This window comes from Paenibacillus sp. BK033 (genome assembly GCF_004345425.1).
In the GTDB taxonomy this organism is placed as follows: domain Bacteria; phylum Bacillota; class Bacilli; order Paenibacillales; family Paenibacillaceae; genus Pristimantibacillus.
The window spans coordinates 17,805-35,321 of the sequence record NZ_SLVP01000001.1 but is presented as its reverse complement, the minus strand read 5'-3'; the positions used below and the strand labels follow the sequence as shown (position 1 = coordinate 35,321).

Genomic DNA, 17,517 nt, shown 5'->3' with positions numbered 1-17,517 from the left:
GCTTCAAAGCCTTGCCTTGGTAACATAAATGCCGCAAGGGACGCTTAGCCGCGCTAGCACCCCTTGGCTTGTTCCATGTATATCGGATTCGTCAGACAGGTCACTGCCGACTGCTTCAGCCCCTCTACGTGACGTCGTGCCTCCAGCCGGTAAAACAACCGGTCGGTCGAGCCTTGGAATTCCAGACGAACCTGACCGTTCGCCGCTTCGACTGCAGGCACGGCGCCGCCTGCTAATACAGCCGCATTCGGCTCCCAAGGAGCATAAGCCGCATTGTCAGGTGCATCGAATTCGAGAATTGCGGCCATTTCCCTCCCTGCGTTCCAGCCGACGACTTCCGCCGCGCCGGATTCGCATTCCCTTGCATCTTCGACGGAAGCCGGCAAATCGTTTATTATGTCCCATACCGCTTCAATGCCACGGTCAGACCATAAAGCCAAGCGGTCACCCTTGGCGCCGCAGACATGAATGGCCAGTGGAAGAGAGTCCTTCCCATCAATATCCTTCCACGGGATGATCTCTCCGATGCCGTACTCGCCGGCGGTAAGATCCAGACAGGTTTCATCAGGGTCGAACTGCAACACGACGCGGCCCTGACGGATGCCCGCTAGCAAGCCGCTCACCGTATCGGTTTCTGCCCAGACAGATGCCGTCGGACGACCGTGTTTCACGAATCGTTCCTGCCGATGGGTGTCGCTGCCTCCGAGGGCGATTACGCGGCGACCCTGGGCAAGCTGTCCTTGCCACCATGCAAGCGCGCGCTCGTTCAGCCCCCGCCACGGGCCATTCCACACCTCGATTGCATCATACGGGAGGTCAAAACCAAGCTCCCATGGACAAGATGGGCAGAACGGATGATTAAGCGAAACGAAGCCTCCCCGCTCACGCGCTTCGCGGAGTACCTCTTCCGCCTGCTCCGGTGTCGTTACGCGAAAATCCTTCAGCGCGTCCGTCACACCCAGGACGTTCGCATGCCCAAAATAGCTCGTCAGCTCTACGCCGGGAACGAGAAGCAGCTCTTCGTCCGGAACACGCGCCTCATGATTCTGCGAGGACGTATTGTGATCCGTCAGCGCCATGAATTCCAGACCGGCGGCCTTGCAAGATTCCTTCGCCTGCCCAATCGTGTAGCTCCCGTCGCTATGCACGCTGTGCATATGGAGGTCTCCTTTCATCCAGCGGCCGTGGGGTCTTGTCAGCTCCACTTCAATGATCACCTCAACGCCGCCTTCGGGAACTTTGTAAGCACCGAGCAACACCGCCCACCCGCCCTCGACGATCGGCTCCGCCAGATAGCCCGGGGTCGCCTTCTCCGTGCCAACGAAGAACGCTTCGCGGGCTCCTCCGCTCCAGCCGACGATCCGGTTCGGCGAGCGCAGGCCGATATCGACGACCGCTCCGCCGTCTTCTCCGCGTTCGTAGCGGTAGGCGATATCCATACGCTCCACTGCTCCTTCCACTGCGAACGGAACCTCCAAATAAGAACGCTGCTCGGCTTTGTCGATCCATCTGTACAGCACGAGCCGCTGTTTATTCATCTCCATCCTACTTCCTCCTATTCTTTGCTTGCGCCGAGCAGGATACCCTTCATGAAATACTTCTGCACGAACGGATACACCGCGAGCAGCGGAAGGATGCTGATGACGATACCCGCCATCCGCACGTTTGTCGTAACCATATAGGTGCCGGAGTTGCTGCTCGTATCGATGATCATCGCCTTCAGCGCGACTTGAAGCGTGTACTTCATGGAATCGTTAATGAACATAACCGGCGCGGTAAACATATTCCACCGTCCGACGAACTCGAACAGCGTCACGGTCGCGAGGCCCGCAGCCGCAAGGCGCATGTACATCGTCAGAAAGATGCGGAACTCGCCTGCGCCGTCGATCTTGGCCGATTCCGACATCTCGTAAGGGACGTTCAGGAAGAAGCTCCGCATGAGCAGAATCGAGAAGCCGGACACGAGACCCGACAGCACTAGCGAGCTCAGCGTGTTAATCAGATGCAGGTCTTTGTTCACTACATAGAGCGGTATCATAATCGCTTCCTGGGGCAGCATCATCGTAATCAGAATGAACGTCAGCATCGCTTTCCTGCCCGGAAGACGCGGATAGATGAACACATAGCCGGCCAAGCTGGACAGCAGCACGTGCAGCACGGTGCCGGTCAGGGTCACGATGATGCTGTTCATGAGAGGACGCCAGATATCAAGGCTTTTCCATACGATGGCGTAGCCCTCCGCGCTGAACGGCTGCGGCCACAGCACGATTTCCGGCTTCATGGAAGCAATGCCCGATGAGAAGGACAAAGCCAGTACGTTAATAAACGGGATAATCATGGTCAGCATCAGCGCGAATAGGAACAAGACGTTTAGAATGTCGAACACTTTATTCTTCCACCCGAGCCGTTCGAATCGATCGGACATAGTCATTACACCTCATCAAATCGCGTGATTCGCCGTACGACGAGTGTCATCGCGAGCGTTAATAGCAGAACGAAGAAGCTGGCAGCAGCCGCGGGTCCAAGCTGGATTTCGAGAATGCCCTTCTGGAACGTGTACATCATCAGCACGTCCACTTTCGCGGCGATCGTAGGGTTGCGCAGAATGAATACTTCGTCAAAGATCCGCAGGATGCCAAGCGTATTCAGAAGGAAGACGACTTTCATCGTATTGCTGAGCTGCGGAATCGTAACGTAGATTAATTGCTTCCAGCGCGTCGCGCCGTCCATGCGCGCCGCTTCGTAGAGCGAAGGATTGATCGACACGATCCCCGCCAGAAACAGGATGCAGGTGTAGCCCATCTCCTTCCATGTGGCAAGGAGGATCAAGATCCAACGCGCCCATCCGGAGTCCGCCATGAAATTAATCGGCTTCATGTGGAATACATGGACAAGAATCATATTGATGATTCCGCTGTCTGGCGAAAGCATGAAAATCCAGATCCCTCCGACCACGACCCACGAAAGCAGATGCGGCACGTACAGAATCATTTGCGCTGCCTTCTTGAACCAAGTCCTGAGCACTTCGTTGAGCGAAAGAGCGATCGCGAGGGGCGCGGCGAAGCTGAAGCAGAGAATGCCTCCTCCAATAACGAGCGTGTTGACGACCGCTTCCCAGAACAACGAGTCATGCAGCACCGCGGAGTAGTTCTCGAAACCAACGTAAGGTCTGTCGCCCATCAGCTTATAATCCTGAAAGCTGGTCTGAAGCCCTTTCACGAGCGGATAATAGGCAAATACAAGAAAATAGGCGATTACCGGCACCATCATGACATAGAGAGCGCTGTATTTCTTTAATAATCTCATCCTTTTATTCACGTCCTTTTCTGGTAAAGGAAACCATTATCGGGATGAAAAGCAGGCAAGCAGGGGATCCATGCTCCCCTGCCTGCTTGTATTCCATGCATAAGGATCGGCTTTACTCGTCGATGAGTTTCTTCCCAAGCAGTTCATCGTGCATCTTCTTCACGGCTTCCGCAGCGTCCATTTGACCGCTCATCGCTTTGAGCGCGTAATTCTTAACGATCTTTTCCGCGTCGGGCCAGCCGGGAAGCGACAATTCAAGCGTCGCGTCCTTGTTCACGAGATCTTGCGCTTCTTGCACCCCCGGCAGCTTGCCGAACGGATATTTCACGTTTTGGTTGTACCAGAACGGCACCCCGTGATCCATGTTATGCTCGGTGCCGGTCGGCGTCAGCTTATAGGCATTGCCATCCTTGGTGTAATCCTCGTTCTCGATGCCTAGGCTTCCGAGCATAATACCAGGCTCCGTGTGCCAGAACTCCAGGAACTTCTTCGCGGCCTCCGGATGCTCGGCATTGGCCGGAATAATCCAGAAATCCGGATCTCCGCGCCGCATCAGGACGGTGCCGTCAGCACCGGGGATGCTCGCTAGCCCTTCCGCGTTAAACGTTGTATTCGGATCCTCTTGTTTGCGCGTGTTGTTGAACATGCCGACCCAAGCATCCCAATAGGTGACCATGCCGACGCGGTCGGTGAGGAACAGATTGCGCATTTTGCCCGTGTCGTTCGTTACGAAGTTAGGATCCATAATGCCTTCCTTCACAAGCTTGGCGAACCATTCGTAAATCGGAATGGCAGCTTCCGTCGCGTACGGGATCGTACGCTTGCCGTCCTTCATGACGTAATGCGCCTTAACGCCGGCGGCGCTCATGAAGGGTTGTATATCGTAAATGTCAGCCGTGCTAAGGCCGTACGTATCATTTTTGCCATTGCCGTCAGGATCCTTTTCTTTGAACGCTTTGAGCACGTTGTAATAATCATCCAGCGTCTTTGGCTCCTTCAGCCCAAGCTTGTCCAGCCAATCCTTGCGCACGATCGGCATCGTACCGCCTTGGAATTTGTTGAACACCGCGACAATCCTGCCATCCTTGTCCTTTAGCTGCTCCCATTCACTAGTAGGAACGACCGTCGGATCGGAGAGCACTTTGGATCCGGTGACGAAATCCGTCAGGTCCGTGACGACGCCTTGGTCTACGAAGGTAGCCAGCTTGCCGAGGTCGCTGAGCTCGATGAGATCGTATTTCTCGCCGGAGCCGAGTGCCGTCAGCACCTTCTGATCGTAATCGCTCGCCGGCTTCTCGATGGTAGTGTCCATGCCTGTCAATCGAGTGATTTCCGCTGCGAACTTCGCGGTCTCCTCCGGTGTTTTGCCGCCGACGTTACCGTCGAGGATGCGCAGCTTCATGTCCGCTGCCGGCGCATTGGCCTGGGCGTTCGCGCCATTACCGGTTTGTGCATTCGCGGCCTCTGTATTGGCGGCGTTGTTCGTTCCGTTCTCCGAACCGCAGCCGGACAACAGCAGCGTTCCGAGAGCGGCAACCGTCGATAGGGTTAACATTACTTTTTTCATGGGTAGATTACCTCCTAAATGGACGAGCGAGATGGTCTTCCGAATCCGAGTGATTAAGCATTTTCGCGAGCTCCGGGCGCAGCGCAGGAGCCTCGAATCGTGAGTTCCGTCGGAACAAGCACCCTTTTGGGGTTCTTCTGTTCTGCGTTCAGCTGCTCGAGCAGGAGTCGCAGCGCTTCAATGCCAAGCTGGTCGGCATGGAGCCGAACACCAGTAAGAGGCGGAGAGAGTTCCGGCGAGAGTACGGTATCGTCACTGAAGGCAAATACCGACAACTGCTCCGGAATGCGCAGCCCGAGCTGCTCTGCGGCCTTATATACGCCAAGCGCCATCATGTCCGTATCGGCGATGACCGCCGTAATTTCCGGCGAATCCGTCAACATGGCAATGGCAGCCTCGTAGCCGAAAGCATGCGCGGACTCTCCTTTAAGAGGCTTGTGCAGGACCAGCCCAGGCTTGAACGCCAGGCCGGCATGCTTGAACGCATCCTTGTATCCCGCGCTGCGATCCTCCGATACGGTTCTCGAAGCCGGTGCATTCAGAAACAAAATTTCCTTATGCCCCAGCCCGATCAAATAGCTAGTGACCTGTGCGGCCATGCCGACATTGTCGTTATCGACATAGCTTACCTGCGCCTCGAATGGCTGGGGCGGACGCCCGATGATGACAATGGGCATGCCGCTTCGAAGCCGTTCCTCAATCCTAACGTCCGATTCGATAGGGTCCAGTAGGATTTCGCCGTCCACCGGATCCGAAGATATATTCTCCACTTGACTGAGGTAGGCGGGCGGCAGCGCATTAACCAGCAGGCGGTAGCCATTCTCGTAACAGATACGCAGAACGCCGTTTAACAAAGAATGGTGAAACTGACCGAATTCAAGCGATTCGCCCCTGATATTTAATCCGAGTATCCGCGTGGAGCGGTTCACGAGACTTCTCGCCCAATAATTGGGTTTGTAGTTCAGTAATTTAGCCGCAGCAAGAACACGCTCGGTGACCTCTTTACTGATTGGACGCTTCTTGCTAAAGACGCTTGAAACCGTCCCTTTGGAAACTCCTGATGCCTTCGCAACGTCATCAATGGTTGCCAGAATCGTTCATCCTCACTTTCTTCCGAGATACCGGACACCTCGTTAAGCTTAAACCGGTTTTGTAAAATCTATTTCAAAGTGATAATTAGTTATTGTAAAAACCGATATTTCGTCACAAAGTCACATCTATTCGCAGAAATTCAGGCTGAACTTCAGGAATTTAGGAAGAAAGCAGCATTAAACCGGTTTAATAAACCTTGTTTCACCATCGTTAGACCTAAGCAAGCTGCACCCTCGTTTCACGCAACTCAACAGACGTCCATCCATATATTTACAGAAATTTTTCTTCTTCCATCAGCAGTAATCTATATTTTTTATTGAAAACGCTTTAATTTGTATAGTTCCAGCTGTGCTATGATGGGTTTATACACCACGAAACGGAGGTTTTGCTACAATGACGGCTTTGGAAAAAGGAGCTTATTATAACGGGGAATACCGGAATGTGTTCAAAGAACTGGGCTATACCGAGGCAGCTATACAAGAGAAGCTGGAAACCGCGTGGTCGGATCTGCTAAACGGAGACCCCGATGTCCGAATCTATTATCCGATGGGGGAAGACAAGGGCTATTTTCTCGATACCGGCAATGAGGATGCCCGTTCCGAGGGCATGTCCTACGGCATGATGATGGCCGTCCAGATGAATGATAAGGAAACGTTCGACCGGCTTTGGAACTTCTCGGTCACTTATATGCAGCATACAGAGGGGCGTTACAAAGACTATTTCGCCTGGCACTGCAAAACGGACGGGACACGATTGTCGCAAGGACCTGCCCCCGACGGCGAGGAGTTTTTTGCCTTGGCGCTGTTCTTTGCCGCCAACCGCTGGGGTGATGGACCGGAGCCTTACAATTACTCGGAGCAGGCTAAACGGATTTTGCGGGCTTGCGTCCATCAGGGTGAAGACGGCAATGGCGGCAGTCCGATGTGGGAGCCTTCAAACAAGCTGATCAAGTTTGTGCCGGAGTCGCCGTTTAGCGATCCGTCCTACCATCTCCCTCATTTCTACGAATTGTTCGCCTTATGGGCCGACGAAGAGGACAGACCCTTCTGGAGAGAAGCCGCGACCGCAAGCCGGACTTACCTGCATACGGCCTGTCATCCCGAAACGGGTTTGTCGCCCGAATACGCGAACTATGACGGGACGCCGGCCGAGGTACAGCGTCATGGAGACTTCCGTCATTTCTACAGCGATGCTTACCGCGTAGCAGCCAATATCGGACTCGATTGGGCATGGTTCCGGCAGGATCCTTGGCAGGTAGAGCAGTCGAACCGGATACAGGCGTTTTTCCGTCCAATCGAGGTTGCCGATTACAGACGTTATACCATTGACGGACAACCTTTCGATGAACCGGCGCTTCATCCTATCGGATTGCTTGCGACCAATGCCATGGCTTCACTGGCGGCGGATGGCCCGGATGCCGCGCATTTTGTTGAGCAGTTCTGGAACACCCCGCTTCGCACCGGCGTGCGCCGTTATTACGATAACTGCCTTTATTTCTTCAGCTTGCTGGCGCTTAGCGGCAATTACCGGATTTATAAATAAAAATCAGGGGCACCCGGCTGCAACGATATTCGCTCGCCGTTACGCCCTTCTGTTCTCTAACTTTTAGCGCGAAAGGGGTACCCCATAAGTCATGAAAATGACAGTGGGATACCCCTTTTTATCTGGGCTAAACAGCAAACTACGCATTTAAATGCTCTTCCGACCGCCATTGCTCAGGGATTCCTTTGAATCAACAAGGTAAGGCTGGAATCCCTTCACAAATAAAATGCTCCGTCTGCCTATCCTTGACCCGTTCATGAAATGCTCATTTATCCGTCAGCACCTTCGTCCGCCCAGGAATGCCGCGGCTTCCAGCCGAGCACTCTCTCGGCTTCCTTGTTGCTGACGATAGCCGTCCGGTCCGGGAACGGATCGCGGAGATCTTTTACATCGGGATAAAACCGCTCGATTAACTCCGCGGTAGGCCGGTCGCTCAGCGTATCGCTGCTTGTAATGTTGAGGCAGATTGCCCCTCTGTCTTCGACTTTCAGCGAAGCGATGCAGGCGCTGACGGCATCCCGGATGTCGATGTAGCTCCAGAAAATATTTTTAAACGCCTCCGGCCTGCTAATGGCAAGATGCTTGTAATCCTCGGGCTTCGTAATCATGGAGAAGCGGAGCGAGACGACCTGCATGCCGCTGCGGCGGTCGAACATCGCGGCCGTCAGCTCGTTTACGATCTTCGATAAGCCGTAGCATTCCTGCGGCTGCTGCGGATGCTCCTCGTCCACCGGAAGATAATCCGGCGAGAACGGTATAGGTGCCCAGGCAAAGCCGTAGGAGGATTCGCTGGAGCCGACAACAACCTTGCGGATGTTAAGCAGCGAAGCCGCTTCCAGTATATTGTAGCAAGACACTACATTATTAGAGAAAATATACGGATACGGGTAACCAAGCGGAGCCGGAATCGCCGCCAGATGAATGACCGCATCGGCCCCATGGAGCGCGGAGACGACTTGTCCGAAATCGTTCAGGTCCACCTTGATTTGCCGGCACCTCAGCTCATTGGAGCGCTGCGTATCCAGCGATGTGACATTGAAGCCCTCTTGCTGAAGCTCCTTGATCAGCGCCGAGCCCAGCTTGCCGCTGCCTCCCGTTACTGCAATTGTTTTCATATGATCAAACACTCCTATTGTTTGAAAGTTATGGCCGCACCAGCGTACCGTCCGCCTTGCGGTCCAGTTGATAAGGATTGAAATAGACTGATTTGCTCCAGCCTTCTCCCAGCAGCTGCTGGGCCTTCAGCTCGTCGAGCTCAATGCCGAGACCCGGCTTTTGCGACGGATACAAATAGCCGCCTTTTCGCTCGATATGCCCCTCGAAGGCATCCTTTTCTTCCGGCTTGAAATGATTCACTTCCTGAATGCCGAAGTTCCAGATCGCCATATCGAGGTGAACGGCTGCCGCCTGATTGACGGGATCGTTCTCCCCGCCTTCCTGCCAGGCCGTACGGACGCCAAAAGCTTCGGCTAAAGCGGCGATTTTGCGGCAGGCGCTTATGCCTCCCGCCTTGGATACGCGCACGCGGATAAAGTCGATCAGCTGCTCCTTGATCAGCTGCGTCCACTCCTGCGGATTCGCGAACAGCTCGCCAACGGCCTGAGGGGTAGCGCATTGCTGCCGCAAGTGACGGTACCAGCCGATCTGCTCCGGCGCGATGGCATCCTCGAGGAAAAACAAGCTGTAAGGCTCTACCCGCTTCGCTAGCTGAATCGCATTCACCGGCGTGAGATGCTCATGCACGTCATGGGTGAATTGGACGCCCATGCCAAATTCATTCCGCAGCTGTTCGAACATATGCGGGATCGCATGCAAGTATGACTGCTCGTCAAACACCGGGCCGCTGCCCCATGCCTGCTGCGGAATATTCGCCTTATCCCGGTCAATAAACCCTCCGCCTCCGTAGCCGCCCATCTGAACCCGGATGACGGTGTAGCCTTCTTCCATAAACCGGTGCACATCCTCTTTCAGCTCGGCGATATCCTTGCCGCCGGCATGACCGTAACAAGGAACCGCGGCTCGGCAAGCCCCGCCAAGCAGCTGGTAGACGGGAAGCCCCGCTTCCTTTCCTTTTATATCCCACAGCGCCATGTCGATCCCGCCGATTGCGGTATGCAGCAAAGCGCCGTTTCTCCAGTAGCCGCTCATATACATCGTCTGCCACAAATCTTCTATATTGGCGGCATCCTTGCCGATTAATAGAGGGGCAAGCAATTGCTCGATAATTTGCACGACCGCTTCCGGATTATAGACATCGGATGCGGAGCCAAGCCCGTACAGCCCATCCTGGTCCGTCGTCACCTTCACAATGGTCCAGGTCCCGTTTTTGCGGGTGCGAATACCTGTGATTCCCGTTATTTTTGCCATTCGATTACCCTCCTCTTGTCGTGCTCCCTCCCATTCTAGTCCTGTTTAGGCGTGCTCTAAATGAGGCATCTTTAAACTTTCTGTCGCATTCTTGGCTTCTTTCGCTTGAGCTATGCGGCATTTCAAGCGAATCCGCCTGCAACCCGGAGAAACCGCAACCGTCGGGTTTACGCTGACCCCTCGCGATCTCCGCGTCCTCGGCAGACGACCTGCAGTGGATCGTCGAGCCCGGCACCTTCCGTGCTCTGATCGGCCCAAGCTCCGGCAACATCGCCCTTGTGGCGGAATTTGAGGTGAAGCAAAGCGAACGAGAGTGAGCCGGTTAGGGGCTGCTAAACGGAATTAACAGCCCCTAACTTCTCTCGGCTGGCTTCCCCCTCGGACCGGGGACCGCTGCTAGGCGGTTTTCAGCCTTACGGCGCACGGATGCAAGGAGAGCCAGCCCCGCAAACACAAAAACAAAGGGTTGCCCCCAAGACGGAGGCAACCCTTTCTGCTATCTTTTCAGCGGGTCGTAGCCCGCGGCTTGGTAGATCATTTCGCTCAGGCGCACCACCTTTAGGGCGAACTCGCCAGGGACAAGCACTTCGTGGCGGCCGAGAATGGCGTCTACGAAGCTTTTATCCTGGTTCGTGGTTTGTTCCGGGAGCTCCGGTACGATCGGCTCCTCGTTTATGCGGCGAAGCGTGATTTTACCGTTATCGTAGTAGATGCCGCCATTGTCTCCGCAGAACGCAAACGTCTCGTTCCAACCCGGTGCGTAGCCCGTAAAGCTCAAGCCCGCAAGAGCTCCTTCCGCAAAGCGGATGGAAGTGAAGCTGTCGATCTCAACCGGCGCTCCATGATTCTGAAGCTGGGACTTTACTTCCACCGGCGTCATTCCGGTCGTCCATAGCAGCACGTCGATAATATGGCTGCCGGAGTCCATCAGGAATCCGCCGCCGGAGAGCGAAGGAACCTGCCTCCATGTGCCTTCCGTAAGCTGATACCACTCTTGGCTGAGTGAAGCGGTTACAGAGGTCAGCCTGCCGATCTCCCCGCTTGCAATCGCATCCCGAATGTACAGGAATTCCGGTTGAAAATGCCGCTGATACGATACCTGCATCACTTTCCCCGACTCTTCCGCCTTCTGAATAAGCTGCTCGGCTTCCGCCGACGAGCAAGTCATCGGCTTCTCGATTAGCACATGCAGTCCTCTGTCCAGCGCATCGCAGGCTTGCCTGAAATGCAGCGTGTGCGGAGAACATATCACTACCGCATCAAGCTCGCTTTGCTCCAGCATATCCTCGTAAGCTGAGAACTGCCGGGCATCCCGCAAGCCAAACTTTTCAGCAAAAGCAACGCGGTTGCCCTCGCAGGTATCCGACAGCGCGGTAATCTGAACCTCCGGGAGCTCCAGCAGCTGTCTGGCATGCCAGCCGGCTATGCCTCCCGTTCCGATAAACCCGATCCGAATGTTGCTCATCCCATATAGCCTCCCAACATGATTAGCCATTCCAGTGTCTGCATTACATTAAAGATTAAAGCATTACTTGTCCTAGCTTATTGGTGCAAAGGCATGTTTAGTACGCTAATAATACGCCAAAAAAGAACCGGATTCCTGCATGGAATCCGGCTCCCTTCGATTTATTGATTATAAATTCGGTAGAACAGTGCGGCTGCTTCCGCCCGCGTCAATTGGCTTTTTGGCATGAGCAGTCCATCATTGCCCTGCAAGAGCCCCGCCTTTACAAGCGCGCTTATGCTGCTCTTGGCATAGGCCGAAATCTCACCGGCATCCGCAAACCCGGCAAGCGCATCCTCGGAGCCGGCCGGAAGACCAGCTTTGGCAACCGTGAGAGCACGCTCGATAAACGTTGCCGCTTCCTCTCTAGTGATCGGAGTCTCCGGATTAAACCGGCTGCCTCCGGCACCGTTCGTAATGCCAAGACCCTTGGCCGTGCCTACCGCATCGGCATAATAACGATTCGAGCTCACGTCGGCAAAGCTTCCCGGAGTATCCGTTGCAAAGCCAAACGTATCGACGAGCAGCTTTACGAAATCGGCTCGCTTAATCGATGCGCCAGGAGCATAAGACGTACCCGATACGCCGTTAATGATTCCTTTTGCCGCAAGCACCTCGATCGCTTCCTTCGCCCATGCGTAGCCGTTCAGATCGCTGAACGATTTTTGCACGAAAGCAACCGCGTATTGGCTAAAATGCTTCGTCGTAAATACGATGCTTCCGGCTGCTTCCTTATACCGTCCGCTAGGCACGGGGAACGGCTTGCCGCTTCCGTCGATATACCAGACGGTCAGCTTCTTGGCATCGGATTTCTCGGCAGCCGAAGGCGTATACGGAATGGAGACCGTCACCGGCGACCCGCTGTTATGCCAGTCTATCGTTTGACCAGCAGAATGGATCGACAAATCGACAACCGGACGGTCGCCAAGCTTCTTCTTCAGCTGCTCGCTCCACCCACTGGTATTCGCGCTGCCAATGCTGATCGTTACCGTCTGACCAAGCTTACCCGCATCCGGCTTCAGCATATCGCTCGAGAGCAGAATGGCCCCCGTCGGGGTTACCAGCTCGATTTGCTTATCCGGCGACTGCTGGTTTACAAAGCTTGAAGGAAGCTCCAAGGAGTAGCCGTTTGCACCGGCTGCACTTGAGAGCACCACGGTCACTTTTTTCTTGCCGTCCTGGCCAGCCGATGCTTTGGAGAACGCTTGATCCAGCAATGAGGCAGTCAGCGAAAGCTTTGCATGTTTTGAACCGGCATCAACGACTGGAGTTCCTTCTACCTTAACCGCTCCATTCGCGCCAACCGTCACCTTTGGCTGATCCGTTTGCCCTGCACCGGATCCGGAACCGTTACCCGGATTTGTTGTTCCGCCAAGCGCCGACAGTCTTGCCGACAATCCGGCTTTTACCGTTCCTTGCGGGAGCAAGCTGACAAAGTTGGCTGCCGCATCCATGCTTGTAACATCCTTCGACTGTTCAGCCGCCGCTACCGCGGCTTCGGCCGATTGCTCAAGCAGACTTTCATAATCCGAGCCCAGCAGGTACAGATCGCCAAATTGCGTGGCGTCCTTGCTTGTTCCGATCCCCTGATTATACTCGATAAAGCCCGAACGGCCGGCGCCGTCATGTTCATTGAGCAAAATCGTCAGACCAAGCGGATCCTCCTGCGAGAAGGTGTAACCCGCGCCATGCAGGGCCGAGAGCGGAATGGTAATGTCATAGACCGTCTGATGAGTCGGTTCATCCCGCGTAATAACGGCATCCGCATCGTTAAAAGCTCCAGCCGCTACGCCGGCCGGCGCACGCCATCTCCACTTGGAGACGGTTCCGCTGTTCGTCAGCGCAAAACCTAGCTCGTTGACGTTTTGACTGGAGGACCCGTCTTTTCTCGATAAATCGATCCCAAGCTGCAAGCTGTCGCCCTGCCAAATATCGCCGTTCGTCCAAGTCTGGTAATGCGTATTGTCCGTCGCGCGGACCGTTACGTACAAATTATCGTTATCGTAGCGTACGCTTGCCTGTGCGCTCAGGTCGTCCTTGCCGCCCCAAATGCCGCCTAGGCTTGAGTAATTCGTGGAGCTCGAAATATCAATCGCAGGCTGAACCTGGCTGTTATCGTCCTTGCGCGTCGCAAACGACTGCGCGGTTTTCACTTGCGTCACATAGGAGTAACCATTATCCAGCGTTACCTTGTACTTCAGCGTATCCCCTGACAGATAAGGAAGCTTAACGAGCACGCTCTCACCAAGGGCGATCCCCTTGAAGCGAACCGGGATAAATTTGTCCTTGTAGCTGTCCGGCGCAATAACTTCGATCTTACCCGCAAGCGGATCGGATTCCGTCATGTTGGTCAGCTTCAGGGCAAAATTCGCGTTAGCCGGGTTGCTCTCGTCAAACTCGCCTTTCACCAGATCCAGCGCAACCGGAACCAGGTTGGAACCCGTCACCTTAGTCCCCGCTTCATTGGTCAGCTGCAGGCCGCCTTTAAACAGGTTGTTCGCGATAATCAGCTTCTCAATGTCCGGACCGGCATACACATGATTGGTGTTAGGCTGCTGGAAGTAGGAATCATACAGCGTGATGTCGCCGCCAACCGCGTTAATGCCGCGTTGTCCCACTCTCGTAAAGTTGCTTTGCTGAATGCGCACGTCACCTCCGAAAATATCAAAGGAACGCGTCGTGTCCCCCCACATGGAAGAGTTGAAGAAGACGGCTTTGGAGTCAAAATCCTCGCCTACGACAACGTAGACTTTGTCGGAGGTGCTCATCGAGACAAGCTCGGTGTTGATCAGCTTAAGACCCGCTTCTCCCGCGGCGTCCAGCACGGCGCCTTTCTTGCTACCGTCCGTACCGTGGCCGATGACAACCGCTTCAGGTCCAACTCCGCCCTGCTCCTCAAAGTGAATGCCGTATTTCGAACCGTATACAAACGTATTAAAGATGGTCTCGCTCTTCACGTCGCCAATCCGGAACGCGTCCAGATTTTCCTTCTGGTAGCTCCATACCGCGTCAAAGTCCTGATCCGTGGATGGATGGTTAGGGAAATTGTTGCGCCCGTAATAATGCGGGTTGAACTGAACATTGCGCATCAAGCCGCCGTCAGCGCCGCCGCCGAGGAAAATGCCTTCCATCAGAGGAGAGCCCGCAACGTAATCAATATAATGGCCGCTCGTATCATAAGTGCCAAAGTCAACGCCCTTGTAAGGGTTGATAAGGGTGGTATCGATCAGGTAAACGCCGCTGCCTTTGCCTTGAACGGTCCAAGCGTAAGGCTTCACGTTCGTCCAGCTCTGCCGATCGTAATAGACGGACAAGCCTCTGAGGCCCGCATCCTGTTCAAGCGAGATAAACGCAGCGCCTTCAGGGTTATTCTCGCCATAAGCCGTGAACAATGCCGTGCCGCCGCCAATCGTATGATGCGGAACATCCCATGAGCCGCGCAGCTCAACGCCGCTTGGAACGGTCAGCGGATTATTGACGCGGTAAATGCCCGCCGGCAAATACACCGTACCGCCTCCCGCCGCATCGGCATCGTCCAGCGCTTGCTGAATTTTCGCCGATACATCCGTCTCGCCTGTGCTGTCCGCCTCGTAAGGGGCGGCCGTAATATCAAACAGGCTGTTGTTAGCCGGTTTTGGACGGTTCGCTAAATCAAGCGCCGCAACAGAAGGAAGCTGCTCCAGCACGTATTTCGCATCCCGATGAACGTTAACCTCTGCCGCATCGCTGTTATCGGTTACCGCCAGACTGCCGTTTTGTCCGGAGTTCACCGAGTTAACCGTTGCTACGCTGCCTTCCAAGAGCACATGCTTGGCAGCTTTAGCGAAAGTGGACTGACCTAGAATAAGCGAGCCGCCCTTCGCGTCGATGGCATAACCGTTGCCTTGGTCATCCCAGTTCTCGAATGTGCTGTTCTCAAACGACAATACGCCGCTGCCTTCATTGACAACCGCATGATGCGGGGTACCGCCAAACGTCACTTGATTGAATTGAACGATGGAGTGGAAGCCTTCGGTCGCATAGACCGCTTTAGGGTCAATGCCCACGTTAGCTTTAAAGCTGCTGTCCGAAATTAATAGTCCAAAATCGTTAACGCCCTCCACCTTCAGCGCCACGTTGCTGTCATGTACATTGATTTTGTAGAGCTGGGCGTTAGCCGTCTCCAGGCTGCCCGTTCTTGTCGTAACCCGCATGCCCGTCTTGAAATCGGCAAGGTCGATATCGGACATATACTCCCAATCCGAGCGGCCCATCACGATTCCCTCGGTGTTAGCGGTCGTATAAGCTTTCAGCTCCGCCGGCTGCGGCGAGCCTGCCAGCCCGGAGCCTGCCCAATAGGAGGACGCGAGACGAATATGCTCCAGTCTTCCGATATCCGTTGTGTAGTCGAGGAAAATCCCCGTTTTCAGCGCCGTACCGTACAAATTGCGCACATAATGCAGTTCGTTCCAGCTAGGACCAATCTTGATGCCGTTGTAAGCGTTGACGAGCGTTACGTTCTTAACCGTCATGCTGTCGCCGGACAGCTGCTCGAACGTCCACGGATAAGCAACCGGCGCGCCAAGCGACTGCTCCGGATACCAGACGGACAGGTTCGTTACGCCGCTCACCGGCGCCAGCTGCAGGAAGCTTGGGCCGTTCTCGATGCCTTTATCGGCATAAACGGCAAGGATGGTTCCTTTTACTTCGCCGCCGGCCGCGTCGGGACTAATCCAATCGCCGCGCAGCGTGACCCCTGTCGGAACAATCAGATGACTGGTGAGCTTATACGTGCCCGCCGGCGCAAAAACAACGCCGCCCCCGCGGTTGCCTGCCGCGGCAAGCGCGTCCTGGAACGCTTTGGTGTCATCCTTCACGCCGTCGCCGGCCGCGCCGAAGTCCTTCACGCTCATATCGGCGATTACAACGTCATCCGTCGGATAGACCGTGTCGTACACTTTGGTCTCCGTCGAGACAATTTGCCGCGGCTGGGTTCTTACCGAAACCGAAGCGATATAGAGATCCGGATTAGCTCCAATCGCCCCCGGCCCGGATACGTGAAGGCGGAAATCGCCGCCGTTTGTGCCGTTTGCGAACTTCGCGTCGCCAAGCTTAAACGTATGTTTTTTCCACGTATTGGTGTTTGTATAAGTAAATTCAGGCAAATCCTTAAATGCTGCGGACTGCGCATCATACTGAAGCTTCATACTGCCATTGCCGCTGTCGTAATACTCGACCGTTACAAATACGTCCTGATCCGCGTTATTGAACAAAAAGCTGTCCGAGACGTCAAAGTAGAAATAAAGAATATTGGCGCCATGGTCGGTCGGGTTGATCGTCTGGTTGGTTTTCCAATACGTCTTGCCGTCAATCTCTCCGGTCAAAAGATTCTCGGGAGCGCCATCGCCGGGATGGGCCGTAATGCCATGGGATGCCGGAGTTTGGCCAAGCGTAATGCTGGCTTCCGGCGTAGCCGTTTCCTTCAGCGTTTTCTTGACCGTAACGCTCGCCAGCTTCAAATCCGGATTCTGTTCGCCGTTAATCCCGCCGCCTTCAATGGCGATCCGGAAGTCGGAGCCGTTCGTGCGGTTGGCGAATTTGGCGTCGCTCAGAGTAAAGGTGTAGTCCTTCCACGTCTTCGTATCCGTATACGTAAACTTAGCGCTGTCTTTAAATGCAGCCGACTGCGCATCGTATTGCAGCAGGAAGCTTCCGTTTCCTTCGTCGAAATAGCGGAGGGTTACGTCTACATCGTAATCCGCGCTGTCGAATAGATAATCGTCACTGACGTTCATATACAGGTAAGTGGTGCCTTCTGCTTTATTCGTCTGCCAATAAGGCGTACCTGCTTCCGTACCGGTTAGAAGACCATCCCCGTTATCGCCGGCTCTGCCGGAGATCCCGCTTTCCACCGGCGTTTCCCCAAGCGTAACCGACGCTGTACCGGAAGCATCGTCCGCGGCATAAGCACTAGGCAAACCCATAAAACCAACAGAAGAAAAAATCATCAGCATCACAAGCATTTTCGCCATTCCGGCACGTGCTTTTATCCAATTTCGGTTCGTAATCACAATCAAACCTCCAGTTTGCACATGTATTTGAGAGCTGTATCCGCTTACAAAGCCGAGAAAAAAGAGAAGCCCCCTTAGGTGTCATCAGG

General features: G+C 54.6%; 11 protein-coding genes. 2 read left to right on the top strand and 9 right to left on the bottom strand.

The features are described from left to right. Positions 1 to 53: 53 nt before the first annotated feature. From EV294_RS00120 to EV294_RS00100, 5 genes are all read right to left on the bottom strand, one after another. The gene (locus tag EV294_RS00120) at positions 54 to 1,544 is read right to left on the bottom strand and encodes a CehA/McbA family metallohydrolase (protein ID WP_132303020.1); all 1,491 of its coding nucleotides are present in this window, start codon (positions 1,542 to 1,544) and stop codon (positions 54 to 56) included. Positions 1,545 to 1,555: 11 nt separating this feature from the next. After that, positions 1,556 to 2,425, bottom strand: a complete 870-nt coding sequence (locus tag EV294_RS00115; RefSeq protein ID WP_132303019.1) for a carbohydrate ABC transporter permease — start codon at positions 2,423 to 2,425, stop codon at positions 1,556 to 1,558. Positions 2,426 to 2,430: 5 nt separating this feature from the next. Further along, entirely contained in the window at positions 2,431 to 3,306 is an 876-nt protein-coding gene (locus tag EV294_RS00110) for an ABC transporter permease subunit (RefSeq protein ID WP_132303018.1), read from the bottom strand. Positions 3,307 to 3,418: 112 nt separating this feature from the next. After that, the gene (locus EV294_RS00105; protein WP_132303017.1) at positions 3,419 to 4,873 is read right to left on the bottom strand and encodes an extracellular solute-binding protein; all 1,455 of its coding nucleotides are present in this window, start codon (positions 4,871 to 4,873) and stop codon (positions 3,419 to 3,421) included. Positions 4,874 to 4,926: 53 nt separating this feature from the next. Continuing rightward, positions 4,927 to 5,955: a LacI family DNA-binding transcriptional regulator gene (locus EV294_RS00100; protein ID WP_243711571.1), complete on the bottom strand. Its 1,029-nt coding sequence runs from the start codon at positions 5,953 to 5,955 to the stop codon at positions 4,927 to 4,929. Positions 5,956 to 6,358: 403 nt separating this feature from the next. Between EV294_RS00100 and EV294_RS00095 the strand changes: the two genes are divergently transcribed. Next, positions 6,359 to 7,507 carry a family 8 glycosyl hydrolase gene (locus tag EV294_RS00095; protein WP_132303015.1) on the top strand — a complete coding sequence of 383 codons (1,149 nt, stop codon included), beginning with the start codon at positions 6,359 to 6,361 and terminating at the stop codon, positions 7,505 to 7,507. A 269-nt stretch (positions 7,508 to 7,776) separates the two neighbouring features. Here the strand turns inward: EV294_RS00095 and EV294_RS00090 are convergent, their stop codons facing one another. Then, positions 7,777 to 8,622 carry an NAD-dependent epimerase/dehydratase family protein gene (locus tag EV294_RS00090; protein ID WP_132303014.1) on the bottom strand — a complete coding sequence of 282 codons (846 nt, stop codon included), beginning with the start codon at positions 8,620 to 8,622 and terminating at the stop codon, positions 7,777 to 7,779. A gap of 28 nt (positions 8,623 to 8,650) precedes the next feature. Continuing rightward, the gene (locus EV294_RS00085) at positions 8,651 to 9,874 is read right to left on the bottom strand and encodes an enolase C-terminal domain-like protein (RefSeq protein WP_132303013.1); all 1,224 of its coding nucleotides are present in this window, start codon (positions 9,872 to 9,874) and stop codon (positions 8,651 to 8,653) included. A 112-nt stretch (positions 9,875 to 9,986) separates the two neighbouring features. Between EV294_RS00085 and EV294_RS30980 the strand changes: the two genes are divergently transcribed. Continuing rightward, positions 9,987 to 10,166, top strand: coding sequence for a fibronectin type III-like domain-contianing protein (locus EV294_RS30980; RefSeq protein WP_132303012.1), 180 nt, complete (start codon positions 9,987 to 9,989; stop codon positions 10,164 to 10,166). Between the two features lie 204 nt (positions 10,167 to 10,370). On the opposite strand, the gene EV294_RS00075 is transcribed toward EV294_RS30980, so the two are convergent. Both EV294_RS00075 and EV294_RS00070 read right to left on the bottom strand, forming a co-directional pair. Beyond that, entirely contained in the window at positions 10,371 to 11,339 is a 969-nt protein-coding gene (locus EV294_RS00075; RefSeq protein ID WP_132303011.1) for a Gfo/Idh/MocA family protein, read from the bottom strand. Positions 11,340 to 11,500: 161 nt separating this feature from the next. Then, positions 11,501 to 17,428 (bottom strand): S-layer homology domain-containing protein, encoded by a 5,928-nt coding sequence (locus EV294_RS00070; protein ID WP_132303010.1) that lies wholly within the window; start codon positions 17,426 to 17,428, stop codon positions 11,501 to 11,503. Between the last annotated feature and the right edge of the window lie 89 nt (positions 17,429 to 17,517).

Bases quoted from the DNA above. Each gene is read 5' to 3' on its own strand.
- EV294_RS00120 (WP_132303020.1), bottom strand. From the start codon at position 1,544: ATGGAGATGAATAAACAGCGGCTCGTGCTGTACAGATGGATCGACAAA.
- EV294_RS00115 (WP_132303019.1), bottom strand. From the start codon at position 2,425: ATGTCCGATCGATTCGAACGGCTCGGGTGGAAGAATAAAGTGTTCGAC.
- EV294_RS00110 (WP_132303018.1), bottom strand. From the start codon at position 3,306: ATGAGATTATTAAAGAAATACAGCGCTCTCTATGTCATGATGGTGCCG.
- EV294_RS00105 (WP_132303017.1), bottom strand. From the start codon at position 4,873: ATGAAAAAAGTAATGTTAACCCTATCGACGGTTGCCGCTCTCGGAACG.
- EV294_RS00095 (WP_132303015.1), top strand. From the start codon at position 6,359: ATGACGGCTTTGGAAAAAGGAGCTTATTATAACGGGGAATACCGGAAT.
- EV294_RS00090 (WP_132303014.1), bottom strand. From the start codon at position 8,622: ATGAAAACAATTGCAGTAACGGGAGGCAGCGGCAAGCTGGGCTCGGCG.
- EV294_RS00085 (WP_132303013.1), bottom strand. From the start codon at position 9,874: ATGGCAAAAATAACGGGAATCACAGGTATTCGCACCCGCAAAAACGGG.
- EV294_RS30980 (WP_132303012.1), top strand. From the start codon at position 9,987: ATGCGGCATTTCAAGCGAATCCGCCTGCAACCCGGAGAAACCGCAACC.
- EV294_RS00075 (WP_132303011.1), bottom strand. From the start codon at position 11,339: ATGAGCAACATTCGGATCGGGTTTATCGGAACGGGAGGCATAGCCGGC.